This is a genomic window from Mycobacterium sp. ZZG (assembly GCF_054786995.1).
This window is the reverse complement of sequence record NZ_JBTBFV010000010.1, coordinates 120,805-137,401: the sequence shown is the minus strand read 5'-3', so window position 1 is coordinate 137,401 and position 16,597 is coordinate 120,805. Positions and strand designations below refer to the sequence as shown.

Genomic DNA, 16,597 nt, shown 5'->3' with positions numbered 1-16,597 from the left:
AGTTGCATCTACGAGATGCCCTTCGTAGTGGCTGAATTGGATCCTGAACAAATCTCATTCTCCCACCACGACAGGGCATTTCGCTGTTTCAACCCACCCAGGCCGCCACCTAATCGGTGTATCCAGGCTTAGGTGCACACCGCCCCGACTGCCGCCGATCCGACGAGCTTGGTGTACTTGGCGAGCACGCCGGTGGTGTAGCGCGGCGGCAGGGGTTCGAAACCTGCCTTGCGCGACTCGAACTCCGCCTCGTCGACCAGGATGTCGAGGGTGCCGTTGGCGACGTCGAGACGGATCCGATCGCCGTCGCGCACGAACGCGATCGGGCCGCCGTCGACCGCCTCGGGCGCGATGTGGCCGACACACAGGCCGGTGGTGCCGCCGGAGAACCGACCGTCGGTCATCAGCAGCACGTCCTTGCCGAGACCGGCGCCCTTGATCGCACCCGTGATCGCCAGCATCTCGCGCATGCCGGGTCCGCCCTTGGGGCCCTCGTAGCGGATCACGACGACGTCGCCGTGGGTGATCGTGCCGTCCTCGAGCGCGTCCAGAGCGGCCCGTTCACGCTCGAAAACCCTTGCCGTGCCTTCGAACACGTCGGAGTCGAAGCCGGCGGACTTGACCACCGCGCCTTCGGGCGCCAGCGAACCGTGCAGGATCGTGATGCCACCGGTCGGATGGATCGGGTTGTTCATCGCCCGCAGCACCTTGCCGTCCGGGTCCGGCGGCGCGATGTGGGCCAGGTTCTCGGCCATGGTCTGCCCGGTCACGGTCAGGCAGTCCCCGTGCAGCAGACCGGCATCCAGCAGGGCTTTCATCACCACCGGCACACCGCCGATCTCGTCGACGTGCTTCATCACGTGACGGCCGAACGGTTTCACGTCGGCCAGGTGCGGCACCTTCTGCCCGATGCGGGTGAAATCCTCCAGCGCCAGCTTGACGTTGGCCTCGTAGGCGATCGCGAGCAGGTGCAGCACCGCGTTGGTGGAACCGCCGAACGCCATCACCACCGCGATCGCGTTCTCGAAGGCCTCCTTGGTCAGGATGTCGCGGGCGGTGATGCCGCGGCGCAGCATCCCGACGACGGCCTCGCCGGAGCGGCGTGCGAACTCGTCGCGCCGCTTGTCGATCGCCACCGGGGATGCGCTGCCCGGCAACGACATTCCGAGCGCCTCGGCGGCCGAGGCCATGGTGTTGGCGGTGTACATGCCGCCGCACGCGCCCTCACCGGGACAGATCGCGCGCTCGATGATGTCGACGTCCTCGCGGGACATCAGCCCGCGCGCGCAGGCCCCGACCGCCTCGAAGGCGTCGATGATCGTGACTTCCTTCTCGGTGCCGTCGGTGAGCTTGGCGGTGCCCGGCATGATCGAGCCGTTGTAGAAGAACACCGACGCGAGGTCCAGGCGCGCGGCGGCCATCAGCATGCCGGGGATCGACTTGTCGCAGCCGGCCAGCAACACCGTGCCGTCGAGGCGCTCGGCCTGCACGACGGTCTCCACGCTGTCGGCGATCACCTCACGGGAGACCAGCGAGAAGTGCATGCCCTCGTGGCCCATCGAGATGCCGTCGGACACCGAGATCGTGCCGAACTCCAGCGGGAACCCGCCGGCCTCGTGCACGCCGCCCTTGACTGCCTGCGCCAGTCGCTGCAGCGACATGTTGCACGGGGTGATCTCGTTCCACGACGACCCGACCCCGATCTGCGGTTTGACCCAGTCGTCGTCGCCCATCCCGACCGCGCGGAGCATGCCGCGGGCGGCCGCCTTCTCCAGGCCGTCGGTGACGTCGCGGCTGCGGGGCTTGATGTCGATACCGGGATCGGTGGGCTCTGAGGGCATGCGGAGATTATGCGCCCGGCGTTTGTCCCCTCCAAACCACCGCCGATACCCCCGTGGGGTACTAGTACGCTGGGGCGCATGACGACGTTGATCGCGCGACTGACCGCCGTGCTGGCCGCGGTGCTGCTGCTTGCCGGCTGCAGTGGCGCAGGCGAGGCGCCGGCGGACGGCTCCGACGCATCGGACGGATCCGAGGCGCCGCTGATCACCGGGGAGCCGTCGGGCTACAACGAGGCCGACATCGCGTTCGCGAACGCCATGGTGCCGCACCACGCCCAGGCCATCGACTTGTCCAGGACGGCGGTGGAGAAGTCCGGCAACCCGGACCTGGTGGCGCTGGCCGAGCAGATCATCGCGGTTGCGCAGCCGGAGATGAACATCCTCAACGTGTTCCTGGTGCAGTGGAACGAGAACCCCGACATCCGCACCGGGCCGGAGGGGTCCGAAGCGCCCGACGCCGGGCAGGCCACCCCGGGGACGATCGACGAGGCGACCGTCGCGCGTCTCGGCTCGCTGAGCGGCCCCGAGTTCGACAGACTGTGGCTGCAGTCGATGATCAGCCAGCACCGCGGCGCGATCGAGATCGCGGACGCCGAGATCGCCGACGGCGCCAATGTCGACGCCATCAGCATCGCCGAGACGATCGCCGCCGGGCAGCGGGGGCAGATCGAGAAGATGACGCAGATTCTGGAGGGCATGCCGTGACGGAAACCAACATCGCGGCCGAGGGCGAGGCGACCGCACCGGATGACGGCGCCCACGGCTATTCGGCGCAGAAGGAGAACTACGCCAAGCGGCTGCGCCGCATCGAGGGCCAGGTGCGCGGCATCGCCAAGATGATCGACGAGGACAAGTACTGCATCGACGTCCTCACCCAGATCAGCGCGGTCAACAGCGCGCTGCAGTCGGTGGCGCTCGGGCTGCTCGACGAACACCTAGGCCATTGCGTCAGCCACGCCGTCGCCGCGGGTGGCGCGGAAGCCGACGCCAAGCTCGCCGAGGCGTCTGCGGCGATCGCCCGACTGGTCCGGTCCTGACCCCCCGCCGAAACCGCATTCCACGCGGCCCGCGGGCGCGATCGGGCGCGTGGAATGCAATTTCGGCACCAGGTGTGACGGGGTGGCGGGGACGGCGGGCGTCAGTCCAGCGCGTTCTCGATGCGCTGCACCTTGGCCGTGAGCTGGCCGGTGTAGCCGGGCCGGATGTCGGCCTTGAGCACCAGGCTGACCCGCGGGGAGACCGCGGCCACCGCATCGACGGCCTGCTTGACGACGGCCATCACCTCGTCCCACTCGCCCTCGATGTTGGTGAACATGGCATTGGTTTCGTTGGGCAGACCTGATGCCCGGACGACGCGGACGGCTTCGGCGACCGCGTCACCGACGCTGCCTGTGCCGTCTGCGCCGATGGGACTGATGCTGAACGCGACGATCATGTGCTCCAGTGTCCGCCTGGGTGCTCGGGGTCCCAGCAGTCACAGGTATCCGCGCTTAGCAGCGGGTCTCTCGTACTTCTGCTGAGAAAAGCGGATAGGTGTGACGGAAGGGGCGTCTGTGGGCCGAGATGCGATTGCCGAGTTCGGGATGAGAGCGCGGGTTCGGCGCCGGCCACAGCTGCCGGCCGTCTTGCTTTCACGTCGTAACGCGCGGAGGTGCCGAGGCGATCATCAGGGCAGGTCATGACCCTCCGTGCCGAGGGTGCCGGGGTCCGGCGAACACGTTCGCCAGCGGGATCGATCTTGGTGCTGTGCCACACTGGGGTCAGTCGCTGGACTGGAGGTAATTGCATGCGGCAGCGAAACAGGAGCCGGGTCTTCGCCCTGTTCATGGCAGCAGGCGTGATCGCAGGGCTGACACTCGGCGCTCCGTCGGCGTTGGCACAACCCGCGCCCGCACCTGCGCCGGCCCCGCCGCCTCCACCACCGGCGAACCCGTTCGTCTTCGAGAATCCGCTGGCCCCGCCCGCTCCGGCCGGTGCTCCCGCGGCAGGCCAGGCGACGACAGGCCAGACGACGACAGGCCCGACGACGAGGAACCCGCTCGCCGTGATCCCCGGCGACCCGCTGCCCATCCCGGAGGGCACCCCGGCCGGGCAGAACCCCAACCCGTTCGTCGGCCAGCCCCCGTTCATCCCGCCGTCCTTCAACCCGACCAACGGTTCCATCGTCGGCGCGGCGAAGCCGATCTACATCAACTTCGCGCGCCCGATCGCCAACCGGCAGATGGCGCAGGACGCGGTCCACATCTCGTCCAACCCGCCGGTTCCCGGCAGGTTCTACTGGGTCAGCGACACTCAGCTGCGCTGGCGCCCGCAGGACTTCTGGCCGGCCGGCACCGTCGTCACCATCGACGCCGCCGGCACCAAGTCGTCGTTCAGCGTCCCCGAGCAACTCGTCGCGACCATCGACAACGACACCAAGCAGATGGAGGTCCATCGCAACGGTGTCCTGGAGAAGACGTTCCCCGTCTCGATGGGCAAGCCCGGCTATGACACCAAGAACGGCACCTACTACGTGCTGGAGAAGTTCGCCGACATCGTGATGGACTCCTCGACCTACGGAGTGCCCGTCGATGATCCGTCCGGCGAGGGCTACAAGCTCAAGGTCCAGGACGCGGTGCGCATCGACAACAGCGGGATCTTCGTGCACAGCGCGCCGTGGTCCGTCGGCGACCAGGGTGAGAGCAACGTCAGCCACGGCTGCATCAACCTCAGCCCGGCCAACGCCCAGTGGTTCTTCGACAACTTCGGCAGCGGCGACGCCGTCGTCATCAAGAACACCGACGGCGGCATGTACACCCAGCCCGACGGCGCGTCGGACTGGCAGATGTTCTGATCGGATGGCCCCGCGCCGCGGACGCATCGTGCCACGATGAACTCAGGCCGGCGGCGGCCCGGCCGTCGGTGCTGGAGCCAGGGGTGGCCATGCCCGAGAAGACCGAGCCGGCGGCGCGCGACAAGGCGGCACGCACGATCACGGTGATCGTGCTGACCCTGCTGGCCATCACGGCGCTGCGTGGGTATCTGCCGGACGCCGGTGGTGACCCGCCTCCCGACCAACCCGCCGAGGAGGGTCCGGGGAGCCTGATCGCGGTCATCGCGATGCTGGTCGTGTCCGTCGCCGTGATCACGATCGCGGTTCTCGCGCAGGCGTCGCAGCGCTCCGCGGCCCCGCCGCCGGGGGAGCCGCCCCGGACGGCGCGGGAGCAAGGTGTCCCGATCCGCTGGCGGACGCTGCTGATCATCGGTGCGGCGCTGACGGCGTGGACGCTGCTGGTGCTGCTGTTGATGCGGTGGGTGCCGGCCGTGGTGCTCGACGAGCAGACGGTGCCCGACACACGGGCCGACGCCGCCTCCGGTGCCGAGACGACCCCCGACGCCGAGCCGCCGGCCGGTCCCAACGACGGTGCGGTGTTCGCCGCGCTGCTGGGCACGACGGTCGCGCTGTTCGCGCTCGCGATCGTCGCGGCGCTCACCGGCCGCAGGCACGCCCCGGCACCCGCGGTGCCCACCGAGCCCGTGGCGCCCGGACCGGCCGCCCCGGCACCCGACCTCGCCCGGGCGGCCGAACTCGGTCTGGCCGAGATGGGCGATCTCAGCAGGGACCCCCGGCAGGCGATCATCGCCTGCTACCTCGCGATGGAACGCGAACTGGAGAAATCACCCGGCACGACCCCGCGGGATTCCGACACCCCGACCGAGGTGCTGGCCCGCGCGATCCGCAGCCGCGCCGTGGACGCCGGCAGCGCCACCGAACTGGTCGAGCTGTTCGAGGAGGCGCGGTTCAGCCCGCACCTGATGAATGAGAGCCACCGCGTCGACGCGGTGCACGCGCTGCGGCAGGTGCAGCGCCAACTGCAGGCGGCGACATGACGAAAGTCGTTGTCGTCGGTGTGTTTCTGATCGTCGTCGTGCAGGTCTTCGCCGTGACGCAGCTGGAGCGGGAGCTCGTCCTGGTGGTCACCGGCGCGGCGCTGGCGTGCGTGCTGATCGGGGTCCGGTCGCACCTGGATGGCGGGCCCGACGACCGGGCCGAGACCACGGCCGACGAGGCGGCAGCGGCGATGCGTCGCTGGTTGTCCCGCACCGAAACGCTGATCTCGTGGTCGGAGTCCACCCGGGCCGACTGGGATCGACGGCTGCGGCCGATGCTCGCCCGGCAGTTCGAGCTCGCAGCCGGACACCGGAAAGCCAAAGACCCGAGGGCATTTCACGCCACCGGCCGCATGCTGTTCGGTGACGAGCTGTGGCCGTGGGTGGACCCGGAGAACATCTCCCGGACCGGTAACGCCGAGCCCGGCCCGGGCCGGCGCACGCTCGACGAGATCCTGCAGCGGCTGGAGCGGCTGTGAGCACCCCCGCGGTGACCACGGCGCGCTGTGAGGCCGTCCTCGACGAGATCGGCCGTGCCGTCGTGGGCAAGCGCCACGCGCTGAACCTGATCCTGATCACCGTGCTGGCCCGCGGGCACGTACTGGTGGAGGATCTGCCCGGGCTGGGAAAGACATTGATCGCCAAGTCCTTTGCCGCCGCACTCGGCCTCGAGTTCACCCGCGTGCAGTTCACGCCCGATCTGCTGCCCGCCGACCTGCTCGGCTCGACGATCTACGACATGCAAACGGGCCGTTTCGAATTCCGCCGCGGCCCGATCTTCACGAACCTGCTTCTCGGCGACGAGATCAACCGTACCCCGCCCAAGACCCAGGCCGCGCTGCTGGAGGCGATGGCCGAACAGCAGGTCAGCATCGACGGCGTGACACATCCGCTGCCGCAACCGTTCCTGGTGCTGGCCACCGACAACCCGATCGAATACGAGGGCACCTACCCGCTGCCGGAGGCGCAACTGGACCGGTTCGCGATCCATCTCGAGTTGAAGTATCTGAGCGAGGCGGAGGAGACCACGATGCTGCGCCGCCGCCTCGACCGCGGATCGGCGGCCGCGACGGTGCAGCAGGTCGTCGACGCGCACGACCTGCTGGCGATGCAGGAGTCGGTGGAGCAGGTCAGCGTCCACGACGACGTGCTGCACTACATCGTGTCGCTGGCGACCGCCAGCCGCCAGCACCCTCAGGTCGCCGTCGGGGCCAGCCCACGCGCCGAACTGGACCTGGTGCAGCTCGCACGGGCGCGCGCACTGTTGCTCGGCCGTGACTTCGTCGTCCCGGAGGACGTCAAGGCGCTGGCCGTGCCGACGCTGGCGCACCGCATCAGCCTGCGGCCCGAGATGTGGGTGCGGCGGGTGCAGGGTGCCGACGTGGTCGAGGATCTGCTGCGCCGCACACCCGTGCCGCGTGCGCGGGACGCGACGTGACGACCGTCGAATTACACTGGCGCGCCTCGGCTCTGACCCGCTCGGTGGCGACCTGCGCGGCGGTGGCGATCGTCGCGGCGCTGCTGGCGGGACGATGGGAGCTCGCCGCCTTCGCCGCGCCGCTACTCGGCGTGCTGTGCTCGGTGGGTCGCCAGCGCGGCGTGCCGGCGGTGACGGTGTCCGCCGAGCCGGCTTTCCACAGGTGCTTTGAGGACGAGCCGGCCCGCGTTCAGGTGTCGGCCGGCTCCGACGACGGCGGCCCGGTAGCGCTGACGTGTTCCGTGCCGACCGGTATGACGATCGACGAGACCGACGGCGCGGACCTGACGGTGCGGGCGACGAGGTGGGGCCGGTACCCGATTCGCGCCACCGTGACCGTGAGCGGGCGCGGCGGCCTGATCGAGGGGGTCGGCGCGGCCGACGCCGCCGAGGTGTGCGTGTTCCCCGTCGCGCCACCACAATCCACCCCGATTCCGCGGACCGACCTGCTCGACCGGCTCGGCACGCACCTGACCCGGCATGTCGGCCCCGGCGTCGAGTTCGCCGACATCCGCCCCTACGTCCCCGGCGACCAGTTGCGCACGGTCAACTGGCCGGTCAGCGCCCGCCGGGGCGCGCTGCACGTCACCGAGCGGCTGACCGACCGCGCCGCCGACGTGGTGGTGCTGGTCGACACGTATCCGCAGCCGCCCGGTCCGGCCACCACCGCCACCGAGCGGACCGCCCGGGGTGCCGCACAGGTGGTGCAGAGCGCGCTGCGGTACGGCGACAGGGCCGGTCTGGTCACCCTGGGCAGCCGCAGCACCCGGTGGCTCGGCGCCGACATCGGGCAGCGGCAGTTCTATCGGATCCTGGACACGGTGCTCGGCGCGACAGACACCTTCCAGACCGCCACCGGCACCCTCGCGCCGCGCCCGGCCGTCCCGACCGGCGCCATCGTCATCGCGTTCTCCACGCTGCTCGACACCGAATTCGCGTTGGCCCTCATCGATCTGCGTAAGCGCGGTCATCCCGTGGTCGCCGTCGACGTGCTCGAGGGCAGTCCGATCGAAGGCGACCACGACCCGCTGGTGCACCGCATGTGGAGCATGCAACGTTCGTTCATGTACCGCGACATGGCCACCGTCGGCGTCGACATCGTCGGCTGGCCGGATGCGGTGACGCTGGACCAGGCGATGGCGCTGGTGCCGGCGCGACGGGCACGCCGATGATCGCGGGTCCGGCACATCGATTGACAATCATGGCTTTCGGCGTGCTCATGGTGGCTGCGGCCGGGTACCGGGCCGACGGTTACGCAGTGTTGGCGGTCGGGTTTTCGCTTACGGCGGTGCTGGTTTCGGCATGGGCGCGGCCCGCGGCCACGGTCGCGGTGCTGGGCGCGGTGCTGACCGTCGTGCTGGCCGATCCGGCGCCGATGTTCACGGTGCTGGCCGGGCTGGCGGCCGCGGCGTACCTCGTCCTACGCCACACCGTGCCGACGGCGCCGACGATGTACTTCGCGGTCGGGTTCGCCGGCGCGGCTGCCATCGCGGTCCTGCTGCCGGTGCAGGCGCCTTGGCTGCCGCTGGTGGCGCCGTTGACCTTGCTCGCCGGATATCTGTTGGCGCTCAAACCTTTTGTGAGGCCACGGCACTGACCATCGACCACAGCCGCGGCGCGACCCTGGTCAGCGGCCAGGTGATCATCCCGGTGGCCACCGCGATCGCGCTGCGGGTGATCGAGGGTGGCACGTGGTCGGGGTCCATCAGCTCGTTCTCGGCGAGCGGGCTCGCATCCGCCGACACCATGAACTCGGTGAACTTGCGCAGCGAACGGCCCGAACCACGCAACGCGTCGATTGCGGCGAGGAACGAACCGCGCCGCAACGCCTCCCGCCGGAACTCGGCCGGCTGCACGCCCAGATGCTCGGCCACCAGGGCGTCGCGAGTGTCCACGATGTGGCGCCGTACCTTGTCGCTGCCCGTCGGCGGGGCCTCCAGCGCGACGTCGCACTCGCTGTCGAAACCCAGCGAGCGGTTGTTGAGGTTCGACGAGCCGATACGCAGCAGCCGGTCGTCGACCACCATCACCTTCGAGTGCACGTACACCGACTGCCCGCCCTTGACGGCCGGCCAGTACACGCCGAGCCGGCCGTGTTCGTCGGCGTCCCACAGCATGCGCAGCAGCCGCTCCCGCGCACTGTCCATCGACTGCTTCTCAAGGCGGCTCTCCGAACTGCGGGGCAGCACGATCACCACCTCAGGGCCGTCGGGCTCGCGTAACCGCGCGGCCAGCGCCTCGGCCAGCCCGCGCGCCGCGAGGTATTGGTTCTCCAGATAGATCACGGTCTTCGCGGCGGCGATCCCGGCGAAGTCCAGCGCCTCCACCTCCCGCACCTCGGGGCGGCCGGGCAGGGTGGGAAGGGTGCGGGCCACGCCCACCTCCACGTCGCGCAGCGCGGGCCGCAGCCCGTGCGGCCACACCGGCTCCCGCGGCGAGACCGGCGGCAGCGCCCGTCCGGTCGCGGCGCGCCAGCGGTCACGGGCCTGCTCGGCGAGCACCCGGGCGGCCGGGCCGTCCACCGCGGCGGCGACCTCGTGGCGCGGTCCGTAGGGCTGTCCCGCCGTGCGTCTGCCCGGATCGTCGGGAAGATGCGCCCGGGTGTCCCAGCGGCCGACGGTCAGGTCGATGCCACCGCAGAACGCCACCGCGTCGTCGACCACCACGATCTTCTGGTGGTGCACCGCGCCGGTGGGACGCGCCCCGTCGACCGCGAAATGCAGGCGGCTGGAGGTGATCTGATTGAGCAGCGCCACCGGCGCCACCCCGAACCAGAACCCGTCGAACGCAGGCAGCAGCCGCAGGTTCGACTTCAGCAGATACACCTGGAGGTGACGGCGGGTGCACAGCAGCCAGTGCAGGAACAGACCCAGATGGTCCGGCCCGGACAGCGTGGGCCCGGTGGGCTCGAAGGCCGTCCGGGAATCGAGATCCCAGCCGATGAGCATGATGCGGCGCTCGGCGCGCAGCATCGCCGCCTTCACCGCGACCAGGTAGTCGGCTCCGTCGACGATCGGGGTGAAGCGGCCTGCCCGCGCCGTCTGCCAGCACGTCGTCCCCGGCACGAGAAGCCGGTCGTCGGGCCCCCCGTCAGGCGGGCTCTGCAACTGGTCTGACATCCGTCTCACCTTCGGCCGGCGACGCGGTGGCCCGGGTCTCTAGAGCGTAGGCGGTCCCGGACGGCCCCGTCAGGCCACGGTGCGCCGGAACTCGCTGGGGTTGACGCCACGGACTCGTTTGAACGCCGCGCTGAACGCGAACGGGTCCGAGTAGCCGACGGTGCGGGCGACCTCGGCCAGGGTCGCCGCCCTGCGCTCCCGCATCACATCCACGGCCAGTGTCATCCGCCAGGCGGTGAGGTAGGTCAGCGGCGGTTCGCCGACCAGCTCGGTGAACCGCTTGGCCAGCGTCGACCGCGATACCCCGGTGCGCTCGGCCAGCTGCGAGACCGTCCACGGCGCGGCGGGCTCGGCGTGCAGCAGCCGCAGCGCGTCACCCACCACCGGGTCACGCTGGGCGCTCCACCAGGCCGGCGGTTCGCCGCCGGGCCGGTCGAACCACTCGCGCAGCGTGCACACCAGCATCCAGTCCAGCAGCCGGTCGAGCACCACCTGCTGGCCGGGGATGTCGAGCGCGACTTCGGCGGCCAGGTGGTCGAGCACCGCGTCACCGGTGCCCCCGCCGGGGACCCGCAGCACGGTCGGCAGCGCGTCCAGCAGGGGTCGGTTGATCTCGCCCTGCACCGGGTAGGCGCCGACGATCAGCGTGGTTGCCCCCGCCTCGTTGTGCGCGACGTCGTTCCAGCCCAGCCGGTGTCGGGTGCCGCCGAGTTCCGGGGTCGCGCAGAACTCTCCGCATGCGAGCGGCTCCGCGGCGGTGCCGGGTGTGTCGACGAACCTGAACGTCGCGGGGCCCTTCACCACGACGGTGTCGCGGGCGCGCACCGGCTCGGCGTCGCCGTGTTCCGGCACGACCCAGCCCGCGCCGTCGAGCACCGTGCACAGGGTCAATGGTGCTCCGTCGACGAAATGTAGCGACCACGGCGCGGACAGCGTGGACGCGCCGAACAGCGAACCCTGTGCGCGCACCCCGCGGCAGAGGTCGTCGAAGACGTCCATCCCGCCAGGCTAGACGATCGCACAGGGAAATCGGCGGATCACCCATGGATTCGTCCAGTCGAGGGCCGTTGACTGGGGGCATGGCACACGACACCACACTCGTCCTCGGCGCCACCGGCAAGACCGGCAGGCGCGTCACCGCCCGGCTGCGACTGGCCGGCGTCCCGGTGCGGACCGCATCGCGGTCCAGCCCCACCCCGTTCGACTGGACCGACCCCGACGGCTGGGACGCCGTGCTCGACGGCGTCGGCACCGTCTACGTGGTCGCCCCGACGGTGCCGGGCCCGGTCCATGAGTTCATCGCCCGGGCGGAGTCGGCGGGGGTGCGGCGCGCGGTCCTGTTGTCCGGCCGGGGCGCCGACACCTGGGGCGACTCCCCGTTCGGGCTGGACATGCGGTCCGCCGAAGACGCCGTGCGCGGCTCGGCGCTGGAGTGGACCATCCTGCGGCCCAACAACTTCGACCAGGACTTCGACGAGGACGTGTTCCACGCGCCGCTGCTCGGCGGGACCCTGGCGCTTCCGGCGGGCGAGGTGCCCGAGCCGTTCATCGACGTCGAGGACGTCGCCGACGTGGCCGCCGCGGTGCTCACCCAGCCGGGCAGGCATGCCGGGCGGGTGTACGAGATGTCGGGGCCACGCGCCCTGACCTTCGCGGAGGCGGCCGACCTGATCGCCCGCGCGTCCGGGATGCCCGTGACCTACAAGCAGATATCGGCCGTCGAGTACACCGCGCAGCTCGTCGACGACGGGTGGGCCCGCGCCGACGCGCAGCACATCGCGGAGATGTTCGTGATGATGGAGCGCGGATTACTTGCCGAACCCGCGGACGGCGTCACGCAGGTGCTGGGCCGGCCGCCCCGTACGTTCGAGGACTACGTTGTTCGGGCCGCGGCGGCCGGAGCGTGGCACCGATGACCGCGGTCGAGACCGCCCTGACCCGCGAGGACCGGAACTTCCTACGGCGGCCGCTGCACGGGTTCCTGACCGTGGCCGCGGGCCCGGTGCCCCCGCAGCCGCGGCCGGTGTGGTTCGAGCTCACCGCCGACGACACGATCGAGCTGTTCACCGCCGCGGGCGCCGCCAAGGTGCGGCAACTGCGCGCCGACCCGCGAGCCTCCCTCGTGGTCGCCGCGCCGGTCGGCGAACGCGAACGGTGGGTGTCGCTCACCGGCCCGGTCACGGTGGCACCCGACGGGGCCGCTGACCTGGCCAGGCGGCTGGCCGCGCGGTACTGGGACCTCGACGACCCGGTGCGGGCCGCCCATCTCGAGGCGATGCTGGCCGACGAACACCTTCGGGTGGTGCTGTGGCCGCAGCGGGTCAGCCGGGTCGCGGTGTGACATATCCCGCGGGGCGGGACCGGTTGCCGGCCGGCGCATCGGGAACCCGTCGGGCAAGGAGGTTTCCGATGTCCGAGACTCACGACCGCTCACCCGCCCCCGGCGCCCCGACCCGGCAGGACCCGCCGGTGCTGCTCTACGACGGCGTCTGCGGGTTCTGCAACGGCGCGGTGCAGGCCATTCTGCGTGTGGATCGGCACGGGTCGCTGCGGTTCGCCGCGCTCGACAGCGACTTCGCCCGCGGCGTCATCGCCCGCCACCCGTTCCTCGCCGACGTCGACTCGGTGGTCTTCGTCGACGACCCGGGCGGACCCGACGAGCAGGTCGCGGTCAAGTCCGCCGCGGCGCTGCGCGTCACCGACTACCTCGGCGGGCCGTGGCGGGCCCTGCGGGCCGCCGAGGTCATCCCGGCCCCGCTGCGCGACCGGCTCTACGACGGCTTCGCCCGGGTCCGGTACCGGATCTTCGGAACGCATGACACCTGCCCGATCCCGGCGCCCGAGGTGCGGGCCCGCTTCCTGGACTAGCTGTGAACTAGCGGAGGTCCCCGCTCAGTTCCAGATGTGCACCCGCCGTTCGGGTTCCAGGTACAGCTCGTCGTCGGGTCCGACCCCGAACGCGTCGTAGAACGCGTCCATGTTGCGGATCACGCCGTTGCAGCGGAACTCCGGCGGCGAGTGCGGGTCCACCGCCAATCGCCGGATCGCCTCGGCTTCACGGGATTTCGTGCGCCACACCTGGGCCCAACCGAAGAACACCCGCTGCTCGCCGGTCAGCCCGTCGATCACCGGTGCGGGCTTGCCCTGCAGTGAGAGTCGATACGCGAGCAGTGCTATTGAGAGGCCGCCGAGGTCGCCGATGTTCTCGCCGACGGTGAACGCGCCGTTCACATGATGCGACGGGTCCAGGTCGCGGGGCACGAACTCCTCGTACTGTTCGATCAATGCCGTGGTGCGCTTGCCGAATTCGGCGCGGTCCTCGTCGGTCCACCAGTCCACCAGGTTCCCGTCGCCGTCGTACTTGGCGCCCTGATCGTCGAAGCCGTGTCCGATTTCATGACCGATCACCGCGCCGATGCCGCCGTAGTTGGCGGCGTCGTCGGCGTCGGCGTCGAAGAACGGCGGCTGCAGGATCGCGGCCGGGAACACGATCTCGTTCATGCCGGGGTTGTAGTACGCGTTGACCGTCTGCGGCGTCATGAACCACTCGTCGCGGTCCACCGGGCCGCCCAGCTTGGCCAGATCACGGTCGTACTCCAGCGCGTAGCCGCGCCGGTAGTTGCCGTACAGGTCGTCGCGGGCGATCTCCAGCGCGGAGTAGTCCCGCCACTTCTTTGGGTAGCCGATCTTCGGGGTGAACTTGTCGAGCTTGACCAGTGCCTTCTCCCGCGTCTGCGGAGTCATCCAGTCCAGCGAGTTGATGCTGACCCGGTAGGCCTCGCGCAGATTGGCCACCAGCTCGTCCATCCGCGCCTTGGCCTGCGGCGGGAAGTGCCGATCCACGTACAGCCGGCCCAATGCCTCACCCATCAGGCTCTCCACCACCGATACGCCGCGCTTCCAGCGTTCGCGGATCTCCTCGGTGCCCGACAGTCTGCGCCCGTAGAACGAGAAGTCCTCGGCGATCAGTTCGTCGGTGAGCAGGAACGCCCGGGCGTGGATCACCCGCCAGCGCAGCCAGTTCTTCCAGTCCTCCAGGCTCTCGCCGGCCCACAGCCCGGCGAACGCGGTCAGGAAATCGGGCTGGCGCACCACCACTTCGGCGGCCTGGTCGTCGCGAGCGCCGAGTCCCGACAGCCAACCCGGCCAGTCGAAGCCGGGCGCTTGCTCGACTACCTCGGCGAACGTGCGCAGGTTGTAGGTCAGGTCGGCGTCGCGGCGCTTGACCACGTCCCAGTGCCCGGCCGCGATCTTGGTCTCCAGCGCGACGATCCGCTCTGCGGTGTCGGCGTGATCCTCGGCGCCGCCGCCGTAGACCAGGCCGAACATCGCGGCGATGTGCCCCGGGTAGGCGGACAGGATCTCGGCGTGCTGCTCGTCGCGGAAGTACGACTCGTCGGGCAGCCCGATCCCGGACTGGGTCAGGTGCAGCAGATAGCGCTCGGAGTTCTTGGAGTCGGTGTCGACGTACAGGCCGGTGCCCCCGCCGACGCCGGTGCGCTGCAGCGCGCCCATCACGCGCGCCAGCGCGTCGGGGCTGTCGGCGGAATCGATGGCGGCGAGCTCGTCGAGCAGCGGGGTCAGTCCGCGTGCCCGCACCGTGTCCTCGTCCATGAAGCTGGCGAAGAGGTCCCCGATGCGGGACGCGTCGTTCGAACCTGAGATGCGGGACGCGTCGTCCGAACCTGAGATGCGGGACGCGTCGGTTGAGCCCGAGCTGCGGGACGCGTCGGTGCCGTGCGGGGCGTCCCCACCGGCCACCTCGTTGATCAGGTCGCGGATCTGTTCCTCGGCGCGGTCGTAGAGCGTGCGGAAGGCGCCGTCGGTGGCCCGGTCCGCCGGGATCTGGTACTCGGCCAGCCAGCGGCCGTTCACGTGGCCGAACAGATCGTCCTGCGGACGGGCGTCGGCGTCGACGTAGCGCAGGTCGAGTCCGGACTTGGTTGTCGACTTGGGCGATGTAGCTTCTACCGTCACCCCACAAGCCTGCCAGAACGTGCCGGTACCCTCACGCGCATGCCCGATGACGAGCCGGAACCGCGCACTGACGGGATCATCAGCCGCTACGGCGTCGGGTCGGCGGTGCTCGCGGTAGTGGGGGTCGCCGCGGTGGTGCTGGCGGTGATGATCTGGAACGGGCACCGCGCCGACACCGCTGAACTGAGGTACCGCGGTGAGGTGCTGCAGACCGCCGTCGACTGGACCGGCGTGCTGATCAACATGAACAAGGACTCCGTCGACGCCGACATGACCACGCTGCACGAGGGCACCGTCGGCCAGCTCAACGCCGAGTTCGAGACCGCCGTCGAGCCGTACCGCAAGCTGGTGCAGACGCTGCAGTCGCGCACCACCGGGCAGATCGACTCGGTCGCCATCGAGACCATCCACCATGCCGAACCCGGTGACGAACCCGGCGCCGCGCCCGACCCCGAGCAGGGCCTTGAGGGGTTCTCGTCGCGCACCGACACCGTGATGGTGGTCGCGACCTCGCTGTCGGAGAACGCCGGCACCGAGAAGCCGCAGACGGTGCGCTGGACCCTGCGACTGGACGTGACCGACGTCGACGGCAGGCTCGCGATCTCCCGGCTGGAGCCGATCCGATGAGGAACCGGCTGCGTGTGCTGGCGTTCGATGTGCTGGCGCCGGCGGCGGCGGTGGCCGCGCTGGTGTACATCGGCGTGGCGCTGGGCTGGCCGCTGTGGTGGGTCGCGGTGTGCTCGGTGCTGTGCGTGCTGGTGGTCGAAGGGGTGATCGTCAACGCGGTACTGGCCCGCCGCGACAAGGTGACCTTCGGCACCGACGACGACGGTCCCGGGCTGCGGCTGGCGGTGGTCGCGACGACGACGGCGGCGCTCGTCGCCGCGGCGGTGATCGGATACACCCAGTGGACCCGGCCCGACCAGACGTTGCGTGACGACAGCGCCGAGGTGACCGGCATCGCCAGCAGCGTCGCCGAGGCGTCGGCGACGTTCACGCCGCAGAACCCCACCTCGTCGATCGACCGCGCCACCGGCATGATGTCGGCCGCCAGCGCGGAGCGATTCCGCAACGAATTCGCCGCCGTCGCAAAGGATCTGGGCGGACGGAACGTGTCGGCGCAGGCGAGCACGGTGTCGGCCGGCGTCGAGGCCATCGGGCCCGACGCCGCGAGCGTCGCGGTGATCCTGCGCGGCACGCAGAGCAGCCCGGGCCAGCGGCCGGCCACGGCGGTGCTGGCGCTGCGGGTCACGCTGTCCAAGAGCGACGGGCGCTGGCTCGTCGAGGACGTCGCGCCGATCCACTCCCGCTGA

General features: G+C 70.4%; 18 protein-coding genes. 13 read left to right on the top strand and 5 right to left on the bottom strand.

What is annotated here, in order from left to right; genetic code table 11:
• Positions 1-128 precede the first annotated feature (128 nt).
• On the bottom strand, positions 129-1,841 hold the full coding sequence (gene ilvD, locus ACXMYJ_RS09030; protein ID WP_260756298.1) for a dihydroxy-acid dehydratase: 1,713 nt from the start codon (positions 1,839-1,841) through the stop codon (positions 129-131).
• A gap of 78 nt (positions 1,842-1,919) precedes the next feature.
• Between ilvD and ACXMYJ_RS09025 the strand changes: the two genes are divergently transcribed.
• Positions 1,920-2,546 (top strand): DUF305 domain-containing protein, encoded by a 627-nt coding sequence (locus ACXMYJ_RS09025; protein WP_460355519.1) that lies wholly within the window; start codon positions 1,920-1,922, stop codon positions 2,544-2,546.
• A gap of 11 nt (positions 2,547-2,557) precedes the next feature.
• Positions 2,558-2,878, top strand: a complete 321-nt coding sequence (ricR, locus tag ACXMYJ_RS09020; RefSeq protein ID WP_260757887.1) for a copper-sensing transcriptional repressor RicR — start codon at positions 2,558-2,560, stop codon at positions 2,876-2,878.
• A gap of 101 nt (positions 2,879-2,979) precedes the next feature.
• On the opposite strand, the gene ACXMYJ_RS09015 is transcribed toward ricR, so the two are convergent.
• The gene (locus ACXMYJ_RS09015; RefSeq protein WP_260756300.1) at positions 2,980-3,276 is read right to left on the bottom strand and encodes an MTH1187 family thiamine-binding protein; all 297 of its coding nucleotides are present in this window, start codon (positions 3,274-3,276) and stop codon (positions 2,980-2,982) included.
• A gap of 351 nt (positions 3,277-3,627) precedes the next feature.
• On the opposite strand from ACXMYJ_RS09015, the gene ACXMYJ_RS09010 reads away from it, so the two are divergent.
• The 6 genes from ACXMYJ_RS09010 to ACXMYJ_RS08985 all read left to right on the top strand — a co-directional run bounded on the left by ACXMYJ_RS09010 (position 3,628) and on the right by ACXMYJ_RS08985 (position 8,785).
• A complete protein-coding gene (locus ACXMYJ_RS09010) occupies positions 3,628-4,674 on the top strand; it encodes a L,D-transpeptidase (RefSeq protein ID WP_460355515.1) in 1,047 nt (348 codons plus the stop codon).
• A gap of 89 nt (positions 4,675-4,763) precedes the next feature.
• On the top strand, positions 4,764-5,711 hold the full coding sequence (locus ACXMYJ_RS09005; RefSeq protein ID WP_460355512.1) for a DUF4129 domain-containing protein: 948 nt from the start codon (positions 4,764-4,766) through the stop codon (positions 5,709-5,711).
• A complete protein-coding gene (locus ACXMYJ_RS09000) occupies positions 5,708-6,190 on the top strand; it encodes a hypothetical protein (RefSeq protein WP_260756303.1) in 483 nt (160 codons plus the stop codon). Before ACXMYJ_RS09005 ends, ACXMYJ_RS09000 begins: the two co-directional genes overlap by 4 nt.
• Positions 6,187-7,149: an AAA family ATPase gene (locus ACXMYJ_RS08995; protein ID WP_460355509.1), complete on the top strand. Its 963-nt coding sequence runs from the start codon at positions 6,187-6,189 to the stop codon at positions 7,147-7,149. The genes ACXMYJ_RS09000 and ACXMYJ_RS08995 overlap by 4 nt, the downstream gene beginning before the upstream one ends.
• Entirely contained in the window at positions 7,146-8,360 is a 1,215-nt protein-coding gene (locus ACXMYJ_RS08990) for a DUF58 domain-containing protein (RefSeq protein WP_460355506.1), read from the top strand. The genes ACXMYJ_RS08995 and ACXMYJ_RS08990 overlap by 4 nt, the downstream gene beginning before the upstream one ends.
• Positions 8,361-8,389: 29 nt before the next feature.
• Entirely contained in the window at positions 8,390-8,785 is a 396-nt protein-coding gene (locus tag ACXMYJ_RS08985; RefSeq protein ID WP_443187520.1) for a hypothetical protein, read from the top strand.
• Here the strand turns inward: ACXMYJ_RS08985 and ACXMYJ_RS08980 are convergent.
• Positions 8,757-10,307 carry a phospholipase D-like domain-containing protein gene (locus ACXMYJ_RS08980; protein ID WP_460355504.1) on the bottom strand — a complete coding sequence of 517 codons (1,551 nt, stop codon included), beginning with the start codon at positions 10,305-10,307 and terminating at the stop codon, positions 8,757-8,759. The two genes, ACXMYJ_RS08985 and ACXMYJ_RS08980, sit on opposite strands and share 29 nt — an antisense overlap.
• Positions 10,308-10,376: 69 nt before the next feature.
• Positions 10,377-11,306 (bottom strand): AraC family transcriptional regulator, encoded by a 930-nt coding sequence (locus ACXMYJ_RS08975; protein WP_260756308.1) that lies wholly within the window; start codon positions 11,304-11,306, stop codon positions 10,377-10,379.
• Positions 11,307-11,386: 80 nt separating this feature from the next.
• On the opposite strand from ACXMYJ_RS08975, the gene ACXMYJ_RS08970 reads away from it, so the two are divergent.
• The 3 genes from ACXMYJ_RS08970 (at position 11,387) to ACXMYJ_RS08960 (ending at position 13,175) form a co-directional block, all read left to right on the top strand.
• Positions 11,387-12,223: an NAD(P)H-binding protein gene (locus tag ACXMYJ_RS08970; RefSeq protein ID WP_260756309.1), complete on the top strand. Its 837-nt coding sequence runs from the start codon at positions 11,387-11,389 to the stop codon at positions 12,221-12,223.
• Positions 12,220-12,648: a pyridoxamine 5'-phosphate oxidase family protein gene (locus tag ACXMYJ_RS08965; RefSeq protein ID WP_260756310.1), complete on the top strand. Its 429-nt coding sequence runs from the start codon at positions 12,220-12,222 to the stop codon at positions 12,646-12,648. The genes ACXMYJ_RS08970 and ACXMYJ_RS08965 overlap by 4 nt, the downstream gene beginning before the upstream one ends.
• 68 nt (positions 12,649-12,716) lie before the next feature.
• Entirely contained in the window at positions 12,717-13,175 is a 459-nt protein-coding gene (locus ACXMYJ_RS08960; protein WP_260756311.1) for a thiol-disulfide oxidoreductase DCC family protein, read from the top strand.
• 24 nt (positions 13,176-13,199) lie between these two features.
• Here ACXMYJ_RS08960 and ACXMYJ_RS08955 read toward each other — a convergent pair whose 3' ends face one another.
• A complete protein-coding gene (locus tag ACXMYJ_RS08955; RefSeq protein ID WP_260756312.1) occupies positions 13,200-15,284 on the bottom strand; it encodes a M13 family metallopeptidase in 2,085 nt (694 codons plus the stop codon).
• Positions 15,285-15,323: 39 nt separating this feature from the next.
• Between ACXMYJ_RS08955 and ACXMYJ_RS08950 the strand changes: the two genes are divergently transcribed.
• Positions 15,324-15,911 carry a hypothetical protein gene (locus ACXMYJ_RS08950; RefSeq protein ID WP_260756313.1) on the top strand — a complete coding sequence of 196 codons (588 nt, stop codon included), beginning with the start codon at positions 15,324-15,326 and terminating at the stop codon, positions 15,909-15,911.
• The gene (locus ACXMYJ_RS08945; protein WP_260756314.1) at positions 15,908-16,597 is read left to right on the top strand and encodes a hypothetical protein; all 690 of its coding nucleotides are present in this window, start codon (positions 15,908-15,910) and stop codon (positions 16,595-16,597) included. Before ACXMYJ_RS08950 ends, ACXMYJ_RS08945 begins: the two co-directional genes overlap by 4 nt.

Excerpts from the sequence above, each read along its gene's own strand:
- ilvD (WP_260756298.1), bottom strand. The coding sequence starts at position 1,841 with ATGCCCTCAGAGCCCACCGATCCCGGTATCGACATCAAGCCCCGCAGC.
- ACXMYJ_RS09025 (WP_460355519.1), top strand. The coding sequence starts at position 1,920 with ATGACGACGTTGATCGCGCGACTGACCGCCGTGCTGGCCGCGGTGCTG.
- ACXMYJ_RS09015 (WP_260756300.1), bottom strand. The coding sequence starts at position 3,276 with ATGATCGTCGCGTTCAGCATCAGTCCCATCGGCGCAGACGGCACAGGC.
- ACXMYJ_RS09010 (WP_460355515.1), top strand. The coding sequence starts at position 3,628 with ATGCGGCAGCGAAACAGGAGCCGGGTCTTCGCCCTGTTCATGGCAGCA.
- ACXMYJ_RS09005 (WP_460355512.1), top strand. The coding sequence starts at position 4,764 with ATGCCCGAGAAGACCGAGCCGGCGGCGCGCGACAAGGCGGCACGCACG.
- ACXMYJ_RS09000 (WP_260756303.1), top strand. The coding sequence starts at position 5,708 with ATGACGAAAGTCGTTGTCGTCGGTGTGTTTCTGATCGTCGTCGTGCAG.
- ACXMYJ_RS08985 (WP_443187520.1), top strand. The coding sequence starts at position 8,390 with ATGGCTTTCGGCGTGCTCATGGTGGCTGCGGCCGGGTACCGGGCCGAC.
- ACXMYJ_RS08980 (WP_460355504.1), bottom strand. The coding sequence starts at position 10,307 with ATGTCAGACCAGTTGCAGAGCCCGCCTGACGGGGGGCCCGACGACCGG.
- ACXMYJ_RS08975 (WP_260756308.1), bottom strand. The coding sequence starts at position 11,306 with ATGGACGTCTTCGACGACCTCTGCCGCGGGGTGCGCGCACAGGGTTCG.
- ACXMYJ_RS08970 (WP_260756309.1), top strand. The coding sequence starts at position 11,387 with ATGGCACACGACACCACACTCGTCCTCGGCGCCACCGGCAAGACCGGC.
- ACXMYJ_RS08965 (WP_260756310.1), top strand. The coding sequence starts at position 12,220 with ATGACCGCGGTCGAGACCGCCCTGACCCGCGAGGACCGGAACTTCCTA.
- ACXMYJ_RS08960 (WP_260756311.1), top strand. The coding sequence starts at position 12,717 with ATGTCCGAGACTCACGACCGCTCACCCGCCCCCGGCGCCCCGACCCGG.
- ACXMYJ_RS08950 (WP_260756313.1), top strand. The coding sequence starts at position 15,324 with ATGCCCGATGACGAGCCGGAACCGCGCACTGACGGGATCATCAGCCGC.
- ACXMYJ_RS08945 (WP_260756314.1), top strand. The coding sequence starts at position 15,908 with ATGAGGAACCGGCTGCGTGTGCTGGCGTTCGATGTGCTGGCGCCGGCG.